The following is a 17,466-nucleotide window of genomic DNA, read 5'->3' on the forward strand; positions in this document are numbered from 1 at the left end:
CCCTGTTTTTTTTATGTTTGTTTGTATTAGAAAAATTAATAAAATGTATTTGGAATGGATATAGTAAGGTTAAAGAGTTTTTGTAAGGTTTTTGAATTAAAGAGTTTTTCAAAGGCAGCCAAGGACCTGTTTGTTTCTCAACCCACTGTTTCCAGTCATGTTTCTTCTTTAGAGGAAGAGCTTGATCAAAAACTCTTTGATAGGATTGGGAAGAGTGTTATTCCTACAGTTGCTGGACATACAATATATAAATACGCCAAAAAGATTCTTGAGTTACTTTACAAAGCCGAGCTAGAAGTAAAATTACTGAAAAATCAAGTGGTTGGTAGTATAAAGATAGGTGGTAGTACAATTCCTGGTTGTTATATTTTACCCAAAGTAATATCTAAATATTGTAATAGCTATCCTAAAGTAGATATTCAGCTAGAAATAGATGACACTGAAAAAGTGGTTAATAGGATTTTGGAAGGGTCCCTAGATATTGGAGTTGTTGGAGCGGTTTATGAGATTGAAGATCTTTTTTTTCAAAAAATTATTGATGATAGAATGGGGTTTGTTGGCAATTCTAAATATTTAGACAAAATTAATAGTCCCAGAGATGTGATAAATGTTCCATGGGTGATCAGGGAAAAGGGGTCTGGAACCAGGAGAGCTGTGGAAGCTGGTTTAAAAAATGCTGGGATCGATATTAATGAATTGAACATTAAGGCCATGGTTACAAATACCCAGGGTCTTCTTGGTCTGGTGGCAAGTGATGTTGGTATTTCAGTGACCTCTATGTTTGCTGCATCTCCATTATTGAGTATGACTCCATTAGCTGTAAAGGAGTATCCTTTTTTTGAGTTTAAGCGGAGTTTTTACCTGGTTTATCACAAAGGCAGGACAATATACCCTGCGGTAAAAATTTTTATTGATTTTGTTTATAAGACTTCCAAGGAAATTGAAGATAAAATGATTGCAAATGGGAGGTTTCAGCATGATTGATCTTTTAGCGCGTGTATCAGCTTCTGGCTGAGCAGCGAAAATAAGTCCAGGGTCACTGGAACAGGTAATTTCAAAACTAGATATTAAAGAGGATCCAAGGGTTATTGTCTCATTGCAAGACAATGAGGATGGTATTGTATTAAAGAATCCAGAAGGGATGGAGCTGATCCAGACAGTAGATTTTTTTACCCCTATAGTTAATAATCCTTATTATTTCGGGCAAATAGCTGCAGCTAATGCAATGTCTGATGTATATGCCATGGGTGGTGAGCCCTATAGTGCCATGAATATAGTCTGTTTTCCAACAAAGGAAATGGACCTAAATATCTTAATTGAGATCCTGAAGGGAGGATACTTTAAGGTATTAGAAGCTGGAGCTATTTTGGCAGGGGGACACAGTGTTGAGGATAAAGAGATAAAATATGGTTTGGCTGTTACTGGTATTGTAAAGAAAGAACACATTGCGACTAACAAAGGGGCCAACATAGGAGATTTTTTGGTCTTAACAAAGCCACTTGGAACAGGGATATTGGCAACTGCGCTAAAGGCAAAATGGGAAGGTTATAAGGAGATAGAAGAGCTGGTCTATTTTTGGGCATCCAGATTAAACAAGGTTGCAGGAGAAGTTATCAGAAAATTTAACATAAAAGGGGCAACTGATATAACTGGCTTTGGACTTGGAGGACATCTTCTTGAAATGGCCAAGGCCTCTTATGTGCAAATAGAGGTGTGGAGCAATAAAATACCTGTTTTAGAGAGAGTAAGAGAATTTGTCCAGATGGGCCTGGTTCCTGAAGGGTCTTATGCCAACAGAAAATTTTGTGAAAAAATGGTAGAAATTTCATCTGATGTAGATCCAATATTAATAGATATTATTTTTGATGCACAGACATCAGGGGGAATGGTCCTTAGTGTGCCAGAAGAGAGGTTGAATGATGTGCGTAGATACTTAAATGATCATGGGGAAATGGCAACTGTAATTGGACAAGTAAGACCTTGTAGAGAAGAAGTTTTTTTAAAAATTGAATGAAGGAATTATATTTTACCTCCCAATCTTCCCGATGAGCTTCTTGATAGACTGCAAAGAACGTTCTTAAAATAGAACTCCAATAAATTTCAAATAGAGCAATTTTTTTCTTGACCTTGTATAGAAAATTTGTTCTATTTAATAGAAATTAAGTTTGGGAGGAATAAGGATGATTACAGAGAGACAAAAACAACTATTAGAATTTATTGAAAAATTTATGTCTGAACATGGAATGGCACCTACTATTAGAGAAATTGGAGAAGGGATAGGTGTAAAGTCAACTGGGGCAGTGTATGATATACTAAAAAGGCTTGAGGCAAAGGGGTATTTACAAATCCCAAAAGGAACAAAAAGATCTATTAAGCTCCTCAAATCTCATTTTTTTGGCATCCCAATAATTGGCAATATCCCTGCTGGAGATCCTACTCTTCCCTATGAAGACATAGAAGAAATTGTCCCTCTGGATCCTAAATATTTTGGCGGTGAGAAATTATATGGCCTAAGGGTGGTTGGAGACTCCATGATAGAGGCGGGAATATGTGAGGGAGACATCGCAATTATACGGCCAGAAACATTTGCCCCAGATGGTAAAATAGTGGCTGCACTGTTAGATGAAATAGAACCTGAGGTTACTTTAAAGTATCTATACAAAAAGAACGGTGGATTTTCTCTCGTTCCTGCAAATCCCAATTATGAGGAAAGGTTTTTTACAGCCGAAGATGTTGCACGCTCCAAGATAAGGGTAATTGGAACAATGGTAGGTCTTATTAGAAAATACATCCCATGACAGAGTTTGTACACCTTCACATAACCAGCAGCTTTTCTTTTTTGTGGGGGACTTTTTTGCCAGAAGAACTCATAAATTACGCATACCAGCTAAAATTTCCATACATAGCACTAACAGATAACAACACTCTACTTGGTATTACAAGATTTTATGTGTGCGCAAAAAAATACGGCATAGATCCAATAATAGGAGCACAAATAGATATAAAAGATGCAGGCAGGATTGTTCTTTTAGTGAAAAATATAGATGGATATAAAAACTTATGCAAAATAATTACTCAAAAAAATACAAAAAAACAAATTGTTTTAAAAGATATATATAATTTAACAAATGGACTTATATGCATTACTGGCGGCAGATTTTCTTTAGAAAGGATCTATATACAAAAGGGACAAATAGATTATGCAATATATAATTTAAAAAATCTAAAAGAATTATTTAGACAAAATTTATATATTGCCATACAAAATCATAAATTATCAGATGATAAAAAAGTTATGGATATACAGCTAGATATTTCAGGAAAATTTAATATAGATACAGTTGTGACCCATGAAGTTGCCTATTTAAAAAAACAAGATAGTGATTTACACAAAATCTTTTGTAATATATTGAAAAAGTATCACCACAAAAAAGATATATCTCCTCTGCCTGGAGATAACTTCTTTTTAACATCAAATGTATATATGGAAAAACTTTTTGCAAATAACAAAGATGCCCTTTATAATAGCTATAAAATAGCCAAGATGTGTAAAGAATTTGAATTACCATTAAATAAAATAGGTCCTCCTAAAATTTTTTCATCTTCCCATAAAAGTTATCAAAGACTCTCTTCCATTTGCTTTAAAATACTTGCCAGAAAAAAGTCTCCAGTATCAATTGAATATTTAAAAAGGATTGTAAAAGAACTTGAAGTGATAAAAAGACACAAATTATCAGACTTTTTTTTGCTTGCAAGAGATATTTATGAGTTTTCCAAAAAAAGGAACATCAGGTGTTCAATTAGAGGGTCTGCTGCAAGCTCTTTAGTGGTTTATCTTTTATTTGGAGGGGTGGATCCTGTTGAAAACAATTTGTTATTTGAGAGGTTTTTAAATGAGGGAAGGCAGGATTTTCCAGATGTGGATATGGATTTTGATTCTGAGAGGCGAGATGAAGTTTTTGAGTTTATTTTTGATAAATACAGGGACAGATGTGGCCTTCTTTCCACTGTTTTGACTTTTAGGGTACGCGGGGCTGTTAGAATGATAGGAAGGGCCCTGGATTATCCCTATAGTGAGATCAAAAGATTATGTGCATCTCTTCCTAGTGCCATGAGAAGGATAGATATAGATTCTGCCCTAAAAAAATATCCTGAATTAAAAAATCATCCTATTTTAAAAGAACACAAGCTCCTTGAGATGGTAAAAAAGGCAACTTCCTTACCCTATGCTAGCTCCACCCATCTAGGTGGAGTTATTATTTTAGAGGAACCACTAGAAAATATTATTTCAATTCACCTTTCCAATAAAGGGTATCCAGTAGCTGAAGTAGATAAAAAGGATGTAGAAAAGTGGGGGCTATTTAAACTGGATATACTTGGACTGAGGATGCACACGGCTATAGCAAAGTCTCTCTATTTTTTAAAAAAAGATATATCCATAGAGGAAATTCCTTTAGATGACGAGGCTACTTATAAAACCCTTCAAAAAGGGGATACAATAGGAGTTTTTCAACTGGAATCCCCAGGTCAAAGGGAACTTGTAAGGAGACTTAAACCAAAAAATTTTTTTGATATTGTAGTAGAGATCTCCCTTTTTAGGCCCGGGCCTGTAAAAGGCAATATGATGTCTGATTTTCTGGATAGAAGAGATGGAAAACAGCCTATTTTCTATCCATGCAAGGAACTTATTCCCATATTAAAAGACACAAATGGTGTAATAGTATTTCAGGAACAGGTATTAGAGATTGCCCACTCTTTTGCAGGGATGAGTTATAGCGAGGCAGATGCATTTAGAAGGGCCATGACAAAGGACAGGAGTAAAGAAGAAATGGAATCATTAAAAGAAAAGTTCATCAATGGTGCAATTAAATCAGGCCATGATGAGTCTGTTGCAGAAAATGTATTTGAGATGGTATCCTGCTTTGCTGCTTATGGTTTTTGCAAGGCACATGCAGCCTCTTTTGCGCATATTACTTATATAAGTGGCTATTTAAAGACACACTATCCTTTAGAATTTTATCTGGGGCTTTTAAATGCAGGATCTGTTGGCTCATATCCACCATCAGTTATTTTAAATGAAGCAAAGACAAAAGGTATTTTTCTCTATCCTCCCCATGTAAATTACAGTACCCTTAATTTTTCTCCATATAAAAATGGAATCATATATCCTTTAACAACAGTAAAATTTTTAGGTGAAAAAACAGCTAAAACCATTATTAAAGAAAGAGAAGAAAAGGGGTTATTTAAAAATGAATTTGATCTCGCTTCCAGATGCAAACTTTCCCATAGGGTAATAAAGATGTTGAAGATAGCCGGGGCAATTTGATACATATTAATTAAAATTTTTAAACAAGCAACATCTAAGATATGAATTATAATAACTTTATAAAAAACTGGTGTATTAGAGAACAAATAGCCTTAAAAATTCCCTGTAGATTTCATCCCCTTGAAAGGATACGTCCTTTGTTAAAAAACACGGGATTTATTGATTCTAATACACTTTCAAAGATGAAAAACAACAAGATAGTGCAAATAGCTGGTAAGGTGATTTTAGTGCACACTCCACCTACACGCACTAGCACCCGGGTTATGTTTGTCACATTAGAAGATGAAAAGGGATTAATAGATGTTGTGATAATACCAGAAAACGCCCCAGAATGTGCCAGAGATGTTTTAAACAAAGATATAGTGTTTTTAAGGGGGACTACTAGAAAAACACCAGGTTCTATTGTAAAGGTTATAGCAATCTCCCCTGTAAGGATAAAAATAAATTTATTTGAAAATATTACAGGCTCATGATATATGCAGCTTTAAACTGCCTTAAATCAATAAATATTTTGCATTAATTAAAGGGATAATTTATGAAAAAATCAATGTTATTAAAGGCTGCCCTGGGAAATATTCCCTGTGATTTAGTCATAAAAAATGGGAAAATAATAGATGTATTCAATGGTGATATAGTTGAACAAGAGCTTGGGATATATAATGGATATTTTGTTGGTATAGGAGATTACACTGGTAAAAATGAAATAGATATAAAAGGCAAATATATATCTCCTGCATTTATTGATGCCCATATCCATATAGAATCTACTATGCTCACTCCATTAGAATTTGCCAAAGTTGCAATAAAACATGGAACCCAGGCAGTAATCTGTGATCCACATGAAATAGCAAATGTTATGGGAATAGAGGGAATAGAATTATTTATAAAAATGAGTGAAAATCTTCATGTAGAGTTCTATTTTATGGCCCCTTCTTGTGTTCCAGCAACCAATATGGAGACATCTGGTGCAGCTATTAAAAGTGAACACATAGAATATCTATACAAAAAATATCCTGATAAAATCTTAGGACTGGCCGAAGTTATGAATTTCCCTGGAGTTATGTTCCAGGATAAAGATATCTGGGAAAAACTGGCTATATCCAGAGGAAAAATCATTGACGGACATTGTCCTATGCTTAGTGGAAAAGAGTTAAATGCATATATACTTGCAGGTCCTAGAAGTGACCATGAATGTACCACAAAACCAGAAGTAGAAGAAAAGCTAAAAAGAGGAATGTATATATTTGCAAGAAATGGATCTACACAGAAAAATCTTCCTGCTATAATACCAGTTGTAAATCAAAAAAATGTTAGAAACTTTTGTTTAGTTACAGATGATAGACATCCTAAAGAACTAATACAAAAAGGACATATGGATTATAATATTAAAGAGGCTATAAAAAATGGAGCAGATCCCATATGGGCAATTCAAATGGCCACTATAAATCCTGTACATTATTATAATTTAAAAGATATAGGCATAATATCTCCTGGATATAAAGCAAATTTTGTAATAATAAATGATCTTTTTGAGCTAGATGTTGAAGATGTATATATCAATGGAACGTCCGCTTCTAAGTTAAAATGGAAAAAAATAAATATCCCAATGAAAAATAGTATTAACGCAAAAATTGATGTAGATTTAATAAAAATAAAAGATGTGAAAGGCAAAAAGGTGCACGTTATAGGAATAAAAAGAGATGAAATAATAACAGAGCATTTAATATTGCCAATAGAGGACGTAATGATTAAACAAGATAATTGTTATATTCCCAATATAAATAATGATATTTTAAAATTAGTTGTAATAGAGAGGCATAAAAATTCAGGCAATATAGGAATAGGATTTGTAAAGGGATTTGGCATAAATAAAGGAGCTATTGCATCTACTATTGCCCATGACTCCCATAATATAATATGCGCAGGGTCAAATGACGATGATATATTGTTTGCAGTAGAGCTTATCTCAAAAACAGGAGGAGGAATGGTTGTGGTGAAAGACAAAGAGGTGCTAGGTCATTTGCCCCTTCCTTTAGCTGGTCTTATTAGTGATAGACCAGCAGAAGAGGTAATGCAACTTGAGGAGCAAATAAATTTTTCAGCTAAACAACTTGGAGACACTATTACAAATCCTTTTATGTATCTATCTTTTCTGGCACTTCCTGTTATACCTCATCTAAAATTAACAGATATGGGGCTTGTGGACGTGGATAAATTCAATTTTATTTCCCTCTTTGAGTAATAGATAAACTGGATTTTATAGTCTCCTTAATACATGGGGAGGTTTATCCTGAATCCGGATATTGTTCTTTGATTTTAATGATTGATGGTAATACCTTTTCAAAGGCATCAACTAATATAGGATCAAAGTGTTTTCCCTTTTCTGCTAAAATTAAATTCACCGCCCTTTCAATATCCCAGGCCTCTTTATAAGGACGCTTACTGGTCAGTGCGTCAAATACATCAGCAACAGCGCAAATTCTCCCAATTAATGGGATATCCTCGCCAGACAATCCATAGGGATAACCTGTTCCATCCCATTTTTCGTGATGGGTTAAAGCAACTGTTCTGGCTGCTTTCAATATTTTTGAGGGATGCTCTCCAATAATCCTGGCTCCGTAAACAGTATGTTTCTTCATAATTTCCCATTCTTCTGGAGTCAATTTTCCAGGTTTTAAGAGGATTGCGTCAGGAATGCCGATCTTGCCCACATCGTGCATTGGTGCAACATTGAGGATCAATTCCGCATCTTGTTCATCCAGTCCAATTTCTAAGGCTATTTCATAGGCGTATTTGCTCATGCGGATTACATGCATACCTGTCTCATCGTCCCTATATTCTGCTGCCCGTCCAAGTCTACGAATGATTTCAAGTTGAGTTTCTAATAATTCCTTAGTTCTCTCTTTCACCAACCTTTCCAGCTCCCATTTCTGATTATGAAGGGCAAGGTGAGTCTTGACCCGTGCCAAAACAACTGGCGGGCTAATGGGCTTGGTAATATAGTCCACAGCTCCTACTTCAAAACCATGGGTTTCATCCATGGGCTCATCTTTGGCCGTTATAAAAATTACAGGGATGTTTTGTGTTTCTATATTGGCCTTTAACCTGGAACACACTTCATAGCCATCCATCCCTGGCATCATAATATCCAAAAGGATTAAATCGGGCCTTAATTTTCTAGCAATTTTTAGCGCTACCTCACCATTAGTTGCAGCTTTGATATTATATTCATCGCCTAAAATCCCTTTTAAAATATCTATATTCACTGGTGAGTCATCAACTATAAGAGTTGTTTGTTTTTTCATATGTTAAAATCCTTTTAGTTTATACATAAATTTTTCCAATGCCTTAGTTGCACTGTCAAAATCATAAGAACTCACGTATTTTTCAAGTTCTATCAGATCCATATCATAACCACAACCCTTTAAAATTTCCTTTAATTTATCCAGATATTCTATAGAATTGGCGTTATACTCTTTGAGATTAACCTTTAATTTATCTACAACAGATTTTAACTCATCTATATTAAAATTTGAAACACTTATTGTTGGTATGGCCCTTTTTTGCTGGTTTTCGTACTCTTTGATATCCGCAATAACTCTGTTTAGAAGTCTTATGACAGAATGTAGTCGTTCTTTAATTGCTTTTTCATCTAAAAAGTTTTCTTTAAAAAACTCTTCAAATTTAATAAGTTCCAAATATAGATTAGTTGCACCAATATTACCAGAAACACTTTTCAAATTATGTATAAGTCGTATCGCAGTATCCTTGTTTTTATCTCTTACTGCTTGAATTAGCTTTTCTTCAAAATCCCCATAGGATTCAATAAACTGCTTCAAGACCTTAAGGTATAGTTTCTTTTTTCCAGCAAACTGCATCAAACCATTTTCAAAGTCAACACCAGAAATAACAGAATTTTTCTTTTCAGCAGGTTGTTGTAAAATCTTCTCTTTTCCCATTTTTCCTGTATCCTGCCTCCTTTTTAACCACTTTACTAGCGTGTTATAAAGTTCATCCACATTTATTGGCTTTGTGATGTAATCATTCATACCAGCTCTCTGAACCTCTTCCTTCACTCCAGAGAGGACGTTTGCTGTCAATGCAATAATAGGCAGGTTGTCCCATTTTTTATGGGCACGAATCTTTTTTGTGGCGGTGTAGCCGTCCACCACTGGCATCTGAATATCCATGAGCACCAAATCAAACTCATCTCCTTTTCTAGAGATCTTATCCACTGCAACTTGACCGTTTTCTGCAACTTCTACACTCACTCCTTTATTTTTAAGGATCTCAACAATGAGTTCCTGGTTGCTCTCATTATCTTCAACCAAAAGCACCTTAGCACCTTGTAATGGTTTAAGTTCGTTTGTCCTTCTGTATGTTTCGGTACTTGTTTTGTCTATGTCTTGAGAAAAAAGCTCCATCACCAAACTAAAGAGCAAGGACTCATCTATTGGCTTTATTAGGAAACCATCTAACCCGAATTTTTTTACTTGGTGGATGACCTCTTCAGTTCCGTGTCTAGTAATCAAGACAATCTTGGGTTTGTTTAAAGTCGTGTCATCTGTCTTGATACGCCTAGAAAACTTACCACCATCCATATCCGGCATTTTCCAATCAACAAGGACCAGATCTATCGCCTTATCATTATGGAAAATCTTAAGAGCATCTTTTCCATTTGTCGCTGTTTTTACATCAAAACCAAACTGTTCACAATAATCCTCAAGGGCCTGTCGAGTGATCTCTTCATGGGAAACAATCAAGACTTTAAGACCTTGAAGCATTTTAGGAGCTAGTTTATCTTTTTTCTCCCAGATATCCAATTCCACAGTAAAGAAAAATGTGCTCCCCACACCTTTTACACTCTCAACCCAGATCTTGCCGTTCATCATCTCCACCAATTTCTTGCTGATTGTTAAACCCAGCCCTGTACCGCCATATTTACGTGTAATAGAGGTATCAACCTGATCAAATTTCTGAAAAAGTCTCTTCATCTCCTCATGTGTTAACCCAATTCCGGTATCTCTAACTGAAAATCTCAAGGTGACTCTTTTCCCTTCCTGTTTTACTTTCTCAACTTTTAGTGCAACTTCACCCTTTTTAGTAAATTTGATTGCATTATTTACCAGATTTAGTAAAACTTGCTCAATGCGCACTGGATCGCCAATGAGATAAATTGGCACATCTTTTTCTTTGGCCACAAAAAACTTAAGTCCCTTTTCCCTGGCATAAAGATCCATCATATCGTACACATTATCTAAAACAATATTCAGATTAAATCCCACAGAGTCTATATGGAGCTTTCCAGCTTCAATCTTGGAAAAATCCAGAATATCATTGACAATATTAAGTAAATGTTCACTGGCCATTTCAATTTTTTTCACATATTTTAATTGGTGAGGAGTCAATTTTGTTTTCTGAAGCAGATAGTTGAACCCTATTATAGCATTTATTGGTGTCCGTATCTCATGGCTCATATTTGAGAGAAAATCATCCTTGATAGCCAGTGCCTTTTCAGCTAGCTCTTTGGCAACTTTTAACTTATTTTGGATTTTCTTTAACTCGGTAATATCATGAACAATGCATAGGATATTGGGCTGCTCATAAATGGAAATAATAACAGCTGATACTAACCCCACTATTATTGAGCCATCTTTGAGGCGGAATTTTATTTCTAAATTATGTAGCTCTCCCTTTTCTTTCAATTTTGAATAAAAAATTTTGCGATCAGATGGTTCTACCCAAAAATTAAATTCAGCAAGGGATTTTCCAATGACATCTTTGCGCTTGTATCCAGACACATGGGTAAAAGATTTATTAACATCCACTATAACTCCATCTAAGGTTGAGATAATTATCACATCAGGACTATATTCAAATATCGCCCGAAATTTCTCCAAATTTTCCTTAAGTGTTTCTTCAGTAATTTTAATCTCCGTAATATCTTGAATTATTCCCATGGATTTTATAATACGGCCAGTATTGTCTTTTTGATTCTCACATACCATTTTAACAACCCGTGTTTCTCCTGTATCTTGTCTATGGATGCGAAATTCAGTTTCAAATTTGCTTTGCCTTTGTTCAAGTGAGTGAGAACAAAGAGTGTCAATAACTTCACGATCACTGGGGTGAATCAATTCCATGAATTTCTCGTAGGAAGGTTTAAAATTATTTGGATCTACACCAAATATTTTGTATGTTGGTTCTGACCATATCATACGATTTTTTAAAGGGTCATACATACAACTACCTATTTTGCCGATTACTTGAGATTTAAGAAGGAGTTGTTTAATTTCATTTAACTCATGGTTTGTTTTAAAGGCACCAATGCAAAAGCGAATCATATGTGGCAACCACTGGAAATAGGTGCTATCTTTGATTAGATAATTATCTGCTCCGTGCTTATGTGCTTTTATTGCTATTTTCTCTAAACCTGGATCTATAAGCACTATTACAGGTATAAAAGGATATTGGTTCTTGAAATTCCGAATAGCTATAAGATTATCAACACCTAAAGTCTTTAAATCAAAGAGTACCACGTCAAAGTTTTTTGTAGAAAGGGCACTTTTAAAAGCTTCAAGATCCGAGGCCTCAATCACAAAAAATTCATCTTCTTCTCTTTCAAGGGCTTTTTTAATGAGCATTAACTCATGGGAATTATTAATAAAGCAAAGTACACTGATCATTTAATTATTCTCCGGTTACATTTATTATCTTAATTTTTAATCTCTACCACTTCAGAGTCAATCTTACCGGATATTAAATTTCTAGTCTAATCTTATTTTTTATAAACAGATTACACCCTTGCTCTATCATTTGTGGTAGTATCTGGCAGCTAAGAAACAATACAAACTGATTTAAAGTGATCTGTTATCAGTATCTGTGATACGTTGTTCACTCACACTGACAACTAATCTCACCCTCAAGACCCTGAGGATATAAACAGTTTTTCTCAATTTTTTTTGCTTTTACAAATAAAATAAAAGATAAAATATGAATGTTATAGTAAAAAAATTATTGCTTAACTATCCAAAGGTCAGGATTTACTAGCTAAATGGCCAAATATGTCATTGATAGGATCGTTGCAAAACGACATTTTCTTTTTGTTTTAAATGAAAAGTAGAGAATTATCAAAATGGACTGACTATGTTCTATATATTCATTTCACAAAAACGATTTTAACGTCTTTTTTTACTTTACACGAAAATGGGAAAAGAAGTAACTTTAAACAAGGGTAAGAAGGAATTTAGATGTCATGAGTAAAGCCTCGAACATATAAGCAAGGAAGGCCTATTTAAAAGGAGAGTTGATCAAATGTTGGGAGCAGTTGCTGGAGATATAATTGGATCTATATACGAAGGAAATCCTATTAAAACAAAACAATTTCCTTTATTTAGTCCTCACTGTAGATTTACAGACGATACTGTGTTAACAGTTGCTATAGCAAAAGCCATATTGGAGGGGCGTGAGTATATTTATACTATCAGGGAACTTGGAAGAAAATATATAAATGCAGGATATGGAGCTATGTTTTTAAAGTGGTTAAATTCTCCCGATCCCACTCCTTACAATAGCTGGGGCAATGGTTCGGCAATGCGAGTAAGTCCTATTGGTTTTGCTTTTGGTACAAAAGATAAGGTTTTGTTTGAAGCGAAAAAGAGTTCTGAAATAACCCATAATCATCCTGAAGCAATAAAAGGTGCCCAGGCAGTGGCTTATTGTATTTATCTATGTAGAAAAAAGATAGGAAAAGAAGAGATAAGACAAGAGATTTCAAAAAGTTTTGGATATGATTTAGAATCTACAGTTGAAGAGATTAGGCCCAATTATCACTTTGATGTGTCATGTAAAGGGACTGTCCCACCAGCTATTATTTGCTTTTTGGATTCAGACTCATACGAAGATGCAGTGAGAAATGCTGTGTCTTTAGGGGGAGATAGTGATACATTAGCTTGTATAACAGGAGCAATTTCAGAGGCTTATTATGGAGGAGTTCCAGAATATATTATAGAACATGTCAAAAAATATATAACTAGAGAACTTTGGGAAATTGTTGAGAAATTCTATTGTAAATTTAACCTTTGACCCTTCCGACGCTTAAGGAGGTAGCGATAAAATTTTTAAAACTCTTATATAAAATTCAATTATTCTCTTGGATGTTGGTGGTAATTGTGGAAGTTTTTAATATACAAGCTGGTAGTTCTGGTAGTTTGTTATTAGAATTAAGAAAGAAACAAGATTGGGTCATAGTTTTTAGCACAAGGCAAAATATTGTTTGGTTAGAGATGGACGGGCGTGTATTTCTTATGCCTTTAGAAACATGTTAAAGTGAATCAAAAATTCCCATATTAGGACCCTTAAATTTCCCCACCTCAGTCTAATTTTTTGCATAACTATCTTCTGAAAATGTTCAGAACTGGAAGCCGATTTTCAGTGCTGATCTGGATCTATGCGTTAACACAACATTTAGTTGCTTAATGAGGAAAAATAAAATACATTTTAGTGAGATCTTTACTGACATTCACCGGTATATCCATTCATCGATACCACCATAATTACCAACATTGCTAAAATTTATGTGAGTACTATAATACACGAATCTTTTATGCTGTGTTATATAAAGTTGCGCCCTATCTTCTTCAATTATTATGATTTTCCTAATATTTTTTCTTTCGCCAACGTTTCAATTTCTTTGCTGTCTATGCCGCCACCTGGTTTGTCTTTTGAAACTATAAGTCGATCTATGTATCCATTCTTTTTATACCATTCAATCTTCCTTTCCCAATTATTTTTGTATTCTGGATCTTCTAACATTCCGAGATGCTCCCAATAAAAACTCTCTCCTTCATACTTTATTGTAAAATCTGGTATTCTAAAGTCTTTTTGATCTTCTTTTGAAAATAATGGCTCTTCATATTCGTAACTTATTCCCAAGTCTGCTAAAATGTTTGCAATAATAACCTCTGATTTTGATCTTACCAATTCTCCCCTTTTCGTTCTATGTATTAGACGTTCAGAATGTGGCAATTTAATACCTTTTGGTCTGCCAGATAATTCAAATAAAGCAGTATTCCTTCTCAAAATTTCTGAATATTGTGATTTCCTTAAAGTTATTAAAGGTTCAATATCTTTCTCTATGAGAAGTATAACTTTCTTTTTAAACCTTGTTAAAGCCGTATATATAAGCTCTCTTGACATTGTTTCCGCTTTTTGGGGCAGAACAAAAAAGACTATATCAAAATCGCTACCTTGAGATTTATGAACAGTAATCGCATAGGCTAGTTCAAGGTTTTCATCAACTTCTGTCCTATAATAACGATAGGTTAAATCAGGTTGGGTTGAAAATTTTATATCAATGAAATCATTTCTGGAACTATGTCTTTTCTGTGTGCTAACTATTAAACCTACCTCTCCATTTGCCACATAGCCATCTATTTTGCCGTCCTTCCAGCCTATTCGTTTTGAATTAACAACTTGGATGACTTTATCCTTCCAAACCATCTGTTGTTCTCCGAAAGGTCTTGGTCTTTGCTTTTTAGCTTTTTCTATCAAACCCTGCCTGTATTTCTTCTGAACAATACGGTTTATCTCAGTAGTGCCAAATATCTGCATGCGAGTAGGAGATAAAATTTGCCACTTATCAGGCTTTTCAATAGATTTATTAAATCCATCATAGTCGGGATCTTTCTCAGAAAGATTTAGATTTTTTTTGATGCATTTATCCAATAATCTATAAAGTTCTTCCTCGTTGTCCCAGAAATGAATTTCAAGATCCCCCGATATATCTCCTTGGGCTACTTTAGAAAGAATTTCATCATCAGCTTTTGACACTTTATCTCCTAAAAAAGCATCTGCAAGTTTTAAAGCTTGACTTTCTTTATTTTCATGACGGACTCTTTGAGTCAGGCGAGCGATATGCTTTTCTTTATCCTCAGAGCTCTCCAGCCATTTTATAATATCAACAAAAGGTCGCCCAGGACCGATTGGAGGTAATTGATTCGGATCACCTACTAGTACCAATCTTTTAACGTCATTAAGATTAATAGCTTTAAAAAGTGTAGCCAGTAAATCAGTTGGGATCATTGATGCTTCATCAATGATAATGGTTGATGCTCCTTTTTGTCCTTTTCCTTTTTCTTTTAGAGAGAAAGTTTCTTCTCTAATCCAACCTAACTTCATAAGAAACTGATGAATCGTCTGAGCCTCATGTCCTGTGGTTTCCTGTAACCGAACTCTTGCTTTACCTGTAGGAGCAATCAAAAGGATTGGTTGTTTTCCTTCTTCTTTCTCGATTCCTCTAAGGAGGACCTTTAATACTGTAGTTTTCCCGGTACCTGCACGCCCTGTTAATACAGAAAAACGGAAGCGAAAAAGTTTATCAAGTGTTTTTATCTTTTCATCACGAGCTTTTTCCTCAATTTCTTTGTCAGAAATTCTAATATCTTTGAGTTCTTCTTCAATTAGTTGTTTCCAAAAATTATAATCAGGTCTCTCTTGATATTCTTTTTTAACCATTGTCTCTAATTGTTTTCTTATTTTTTCCTCATGGTTACAGAGGGATTTCAAAGCAATTACTTGAGGATTTTCATTAGGTAAAAAGGCTAATCTCTCTTTGTAAAATTCCTGATTATATAGGATAATATCTTTATCTGGTTCGCATGCTCGATTTTCGGGGAGTCTTTTTCTAATTTTTTCTACAGCTTCGTCTATAGTCAAAAAAGTATCACCATTATCTGAAGCTTCTTTCAAAATCTCCACTAATAAAGCTCTGACCCTTCTTTTATCGTCTTTGGTAATAGTGTCGAGAGAACTTTTTGGTTTAATAATCTCCTCTGATGGTAACATGCCCCTATCTATCGTCTCGAAATCTATTGGTGAGGAATTCTCATCGCCATCATCCAATTCAGAAATTATGTATGGATTTTTCATCATATCATCTTCAGATGCTATTATGAATGCTTCTTTACGCTTTGTAGGATTACATATTCTCTTGACTTGTTCTATTGAAAGTTCAAAATGAATCAATAATTTTAAAAGTTCTCGTCTCTTTTCAGGAAGTTCTTTCCATTTAAGACAAGCTTTTTCAAAATCTTTTTTCTTCTCTTCAGGAAGCTTTCTTTTGCATTCAAGAATTGAAAATATAAAATCGAAAATATTTTCTCCATTAATTTCTTTAGGAGACAAGACAGTACGATGATATATTACACCGTTTTCAAATCCCAAATATTCCAACACACTTCCGATCCCAGGAAAACGTCCACGATTTTTCCAGACCTCACTTAATACTTTATTCAGCCATTTAAGTCTAAACTCCCAGGTTTTATCGTACGGTTCATGAACTTTATTTTCTTCTATTATTGTATTTACTGAGTGGATAACTCTTTCAAGAATTCCTACAGCTATATCATCAGTTACATGTTCAGCTACATAGGAAAAGTAAGGCCGAGCTGAGGTGGGAATTGCACAGATAATATTTGATGGATCATGACCTACCTCAAGATATTCTTGATATGGTAAACGAACACCTTCTTCAGGAAAATTAATGGTAACACATCTTGACCATAATGGATACCTATCTTCCCATCCTTCTCGTGTGCCAAAATAGAGTTGCGGTCCGAGTTTTAAAACGCGCGAGATGCCTACAAGTATTCGATCACTTTTCTCCTCTTTTAGTGGATTACCGTGATTTACATAGAAAAATACTAATGATTTTTCAGGTTCTATCTTATTCCAAAAGTCATTTAGGTTATCTAATTGCCTTTGAGGATTGTTTTCCCATCCCTCACCATTTTCTTTGAACATTCGTCCATATGGGCTTGTACAAAAAGAGTAAGGAGGAATATCCTCTACTACAGGAGGCAAACCTCTCCATTCTACTGGGTCGTAATGTTTGATTGTGAAACCAATAGGAGAAAAAGCCCCTGGATCTCTTGAACAGGGAGGTAAATCCTCAGGAGGAATTTCATTTAGTATTTTCCCTGCATTCTGTGATTCAAATTCTACATCCTTATTATTACGAATATGTTCATGAACCATGCAGGAAACATTTAATTTAGGATTATTACATATACAACCGTTCCACCCACTATCATGCCAAGCTAGTCTCGCCGATAGATGGATAGTCATATCATCTACCTCCT

The 17,466-nt window shown here is 34.7% G+C and carries 10 protein-coding genes; 7 read left to right on the forward strand and 3 right to left on the reverse strand.

Features of this window, described 5'->3' with window-relative positions:
- Positions 1–54 precede the first annotated feature (54 nt).
- From ACYQ1E_RS11070 to ade, 6 genes are all read left to right on the forward strand, one after another.
- Positions 55–984 (forward strand): selenium metabolism-associated LysR family transcriptional regulator, encoded by a 930-nt coding sequence (locus tag ACYQ1E_RS11070; protein WP_459879220.1) that lies wholly within the window; start codon positions 55–57, stop codon positions 982–984.
- Complete coding sequence (gene selD, locus ACYQ1E_RS11075) at positions 977–2,014, forward strand: selenide, water dikinase SelD (protein WP_459879222.1); 1,038 nt, start codon at positions 977–979, stop codon at positions 2,012–2,014. Before ACYQ1E_RS11070 ends, selD begins: the two co-directional genes overlap by 8 nt.
- Positions 2,015–2,180: 166 nt before the next feature.
- Positions 2,181–2,798 (forward strand): transcriptional repressor LexA, encoded by a 618-nt coding sequence (gene lexA / locus ACYQ1E_RS11080; protein ID WP_459879224.1) that lies wholly within the window; start codon positions 2,181–2,183, stop codon positions 2,796–2,798.
- The gene (dnaE, locus tag ACYQ1E_RS11085) at positions 2,795–5,326 is read left to right on the forward strand and encodes a DNA polymerase III subunit alpha (RefSeq protein ID WP_459879226.1); all 2,532 of its coding nucleotides are present in this window, start codon (positions 2,795–2,797) and stop codon (positions 5,324–5,326) included. The genes lexA and dnaE overlap by 4 nt, the downstream gene beginning before the upstream one ends.
- Before the next feature lie 41 nt (positions 5,327–5,367).
- A complete protein-coding gene (locus ACYQ1E_RS11090) occupies positions 5,368–5,799 on the forward strand; it encodes an OB-fold nucleic acid binding domain-containing protein (RefSeq protein WP_459879228.1) in 432 nt (143 codons plus the stop codon).
- A 62-nt stretch (positions 5,800–5,861) separates the two neighbouring features.
- The gene (ade, locus tag ACYQ1E_RS11095) at positions 5,862–7,568 is read left to right on the forward strand and encodes an adenine deaminase (protein ID WP_459879230.1); all 1,707 of its coding nucleotides are present in this window, start codon (positions 5,862–5,864) and stop codon (positions 7,566–7,568) included.
- Between the two features lie 43 nt (positions 7,569–7,611).
- Here ade and ACYQ1E_RS11100 read toward each other — a convergent pair whose 3' ends face one another.
- A complete protein-coding gene (locus tag ACYQ1E_RS11100) occupies positions 7,612–8,631 on the reverse strand; it encodes an HD domain-containing phosphohydrolase (RefSeq protein WP_459879232.1) in 1,020 nt (339 codons plus the stop codon).
- A gap of 3 nt (positions 8,632–8,634) precedes the next feature.
- Entirely contained in the window at positions 8,635–12,012 is a 3,378-nt protein-coding gene (locus ACYQ1E_RS11105) for a response regulator (RefSeq protein WP_459879234.1), read from the reverse strand.
- Positions 12,013–12,601: 589 nt separating this feature from the next.
- On the opposite strand from ACYQ1E_RS11105, the gene ACYQ1E_RS11110 reads away from it, so the two are divergent.
- Positions 12,602–13,411, forward strand: a complete 810-nt coding sequence (locus ACYQ1E_RS11110; RefSeq protein WP_488193123.1) for an ADP-ribosylglycohydrolase family protein — start codon at positions 12,602–12,604, stop codon at positions 13,409–13,411.
- A 561-nt stretch (positions 13,412–13,972) separates the two neighbouring features.
- On the opposite strand, the gene ACYQ1E_RS11115 is transcribed toward ACYQ1E_RS11110, so the two are convergent.
- The gene (locus tag ACYQ1E_RS11115; protein WP_459879238.1) at positions 13,973–17,452 is read right to left on the reverse strand and encodes an AAA family ATPase; all 3,480 of its coding nucleotides are present in this window, start codon (positions 17,450–17,452) and stop codon (positions 13,973–13,975) included.
- Positions 17,453–17,466 lie beyond the last annotated feature (14 nt).

Source organism: Desulfothermus naphthae, assembly GCF_054657475.1.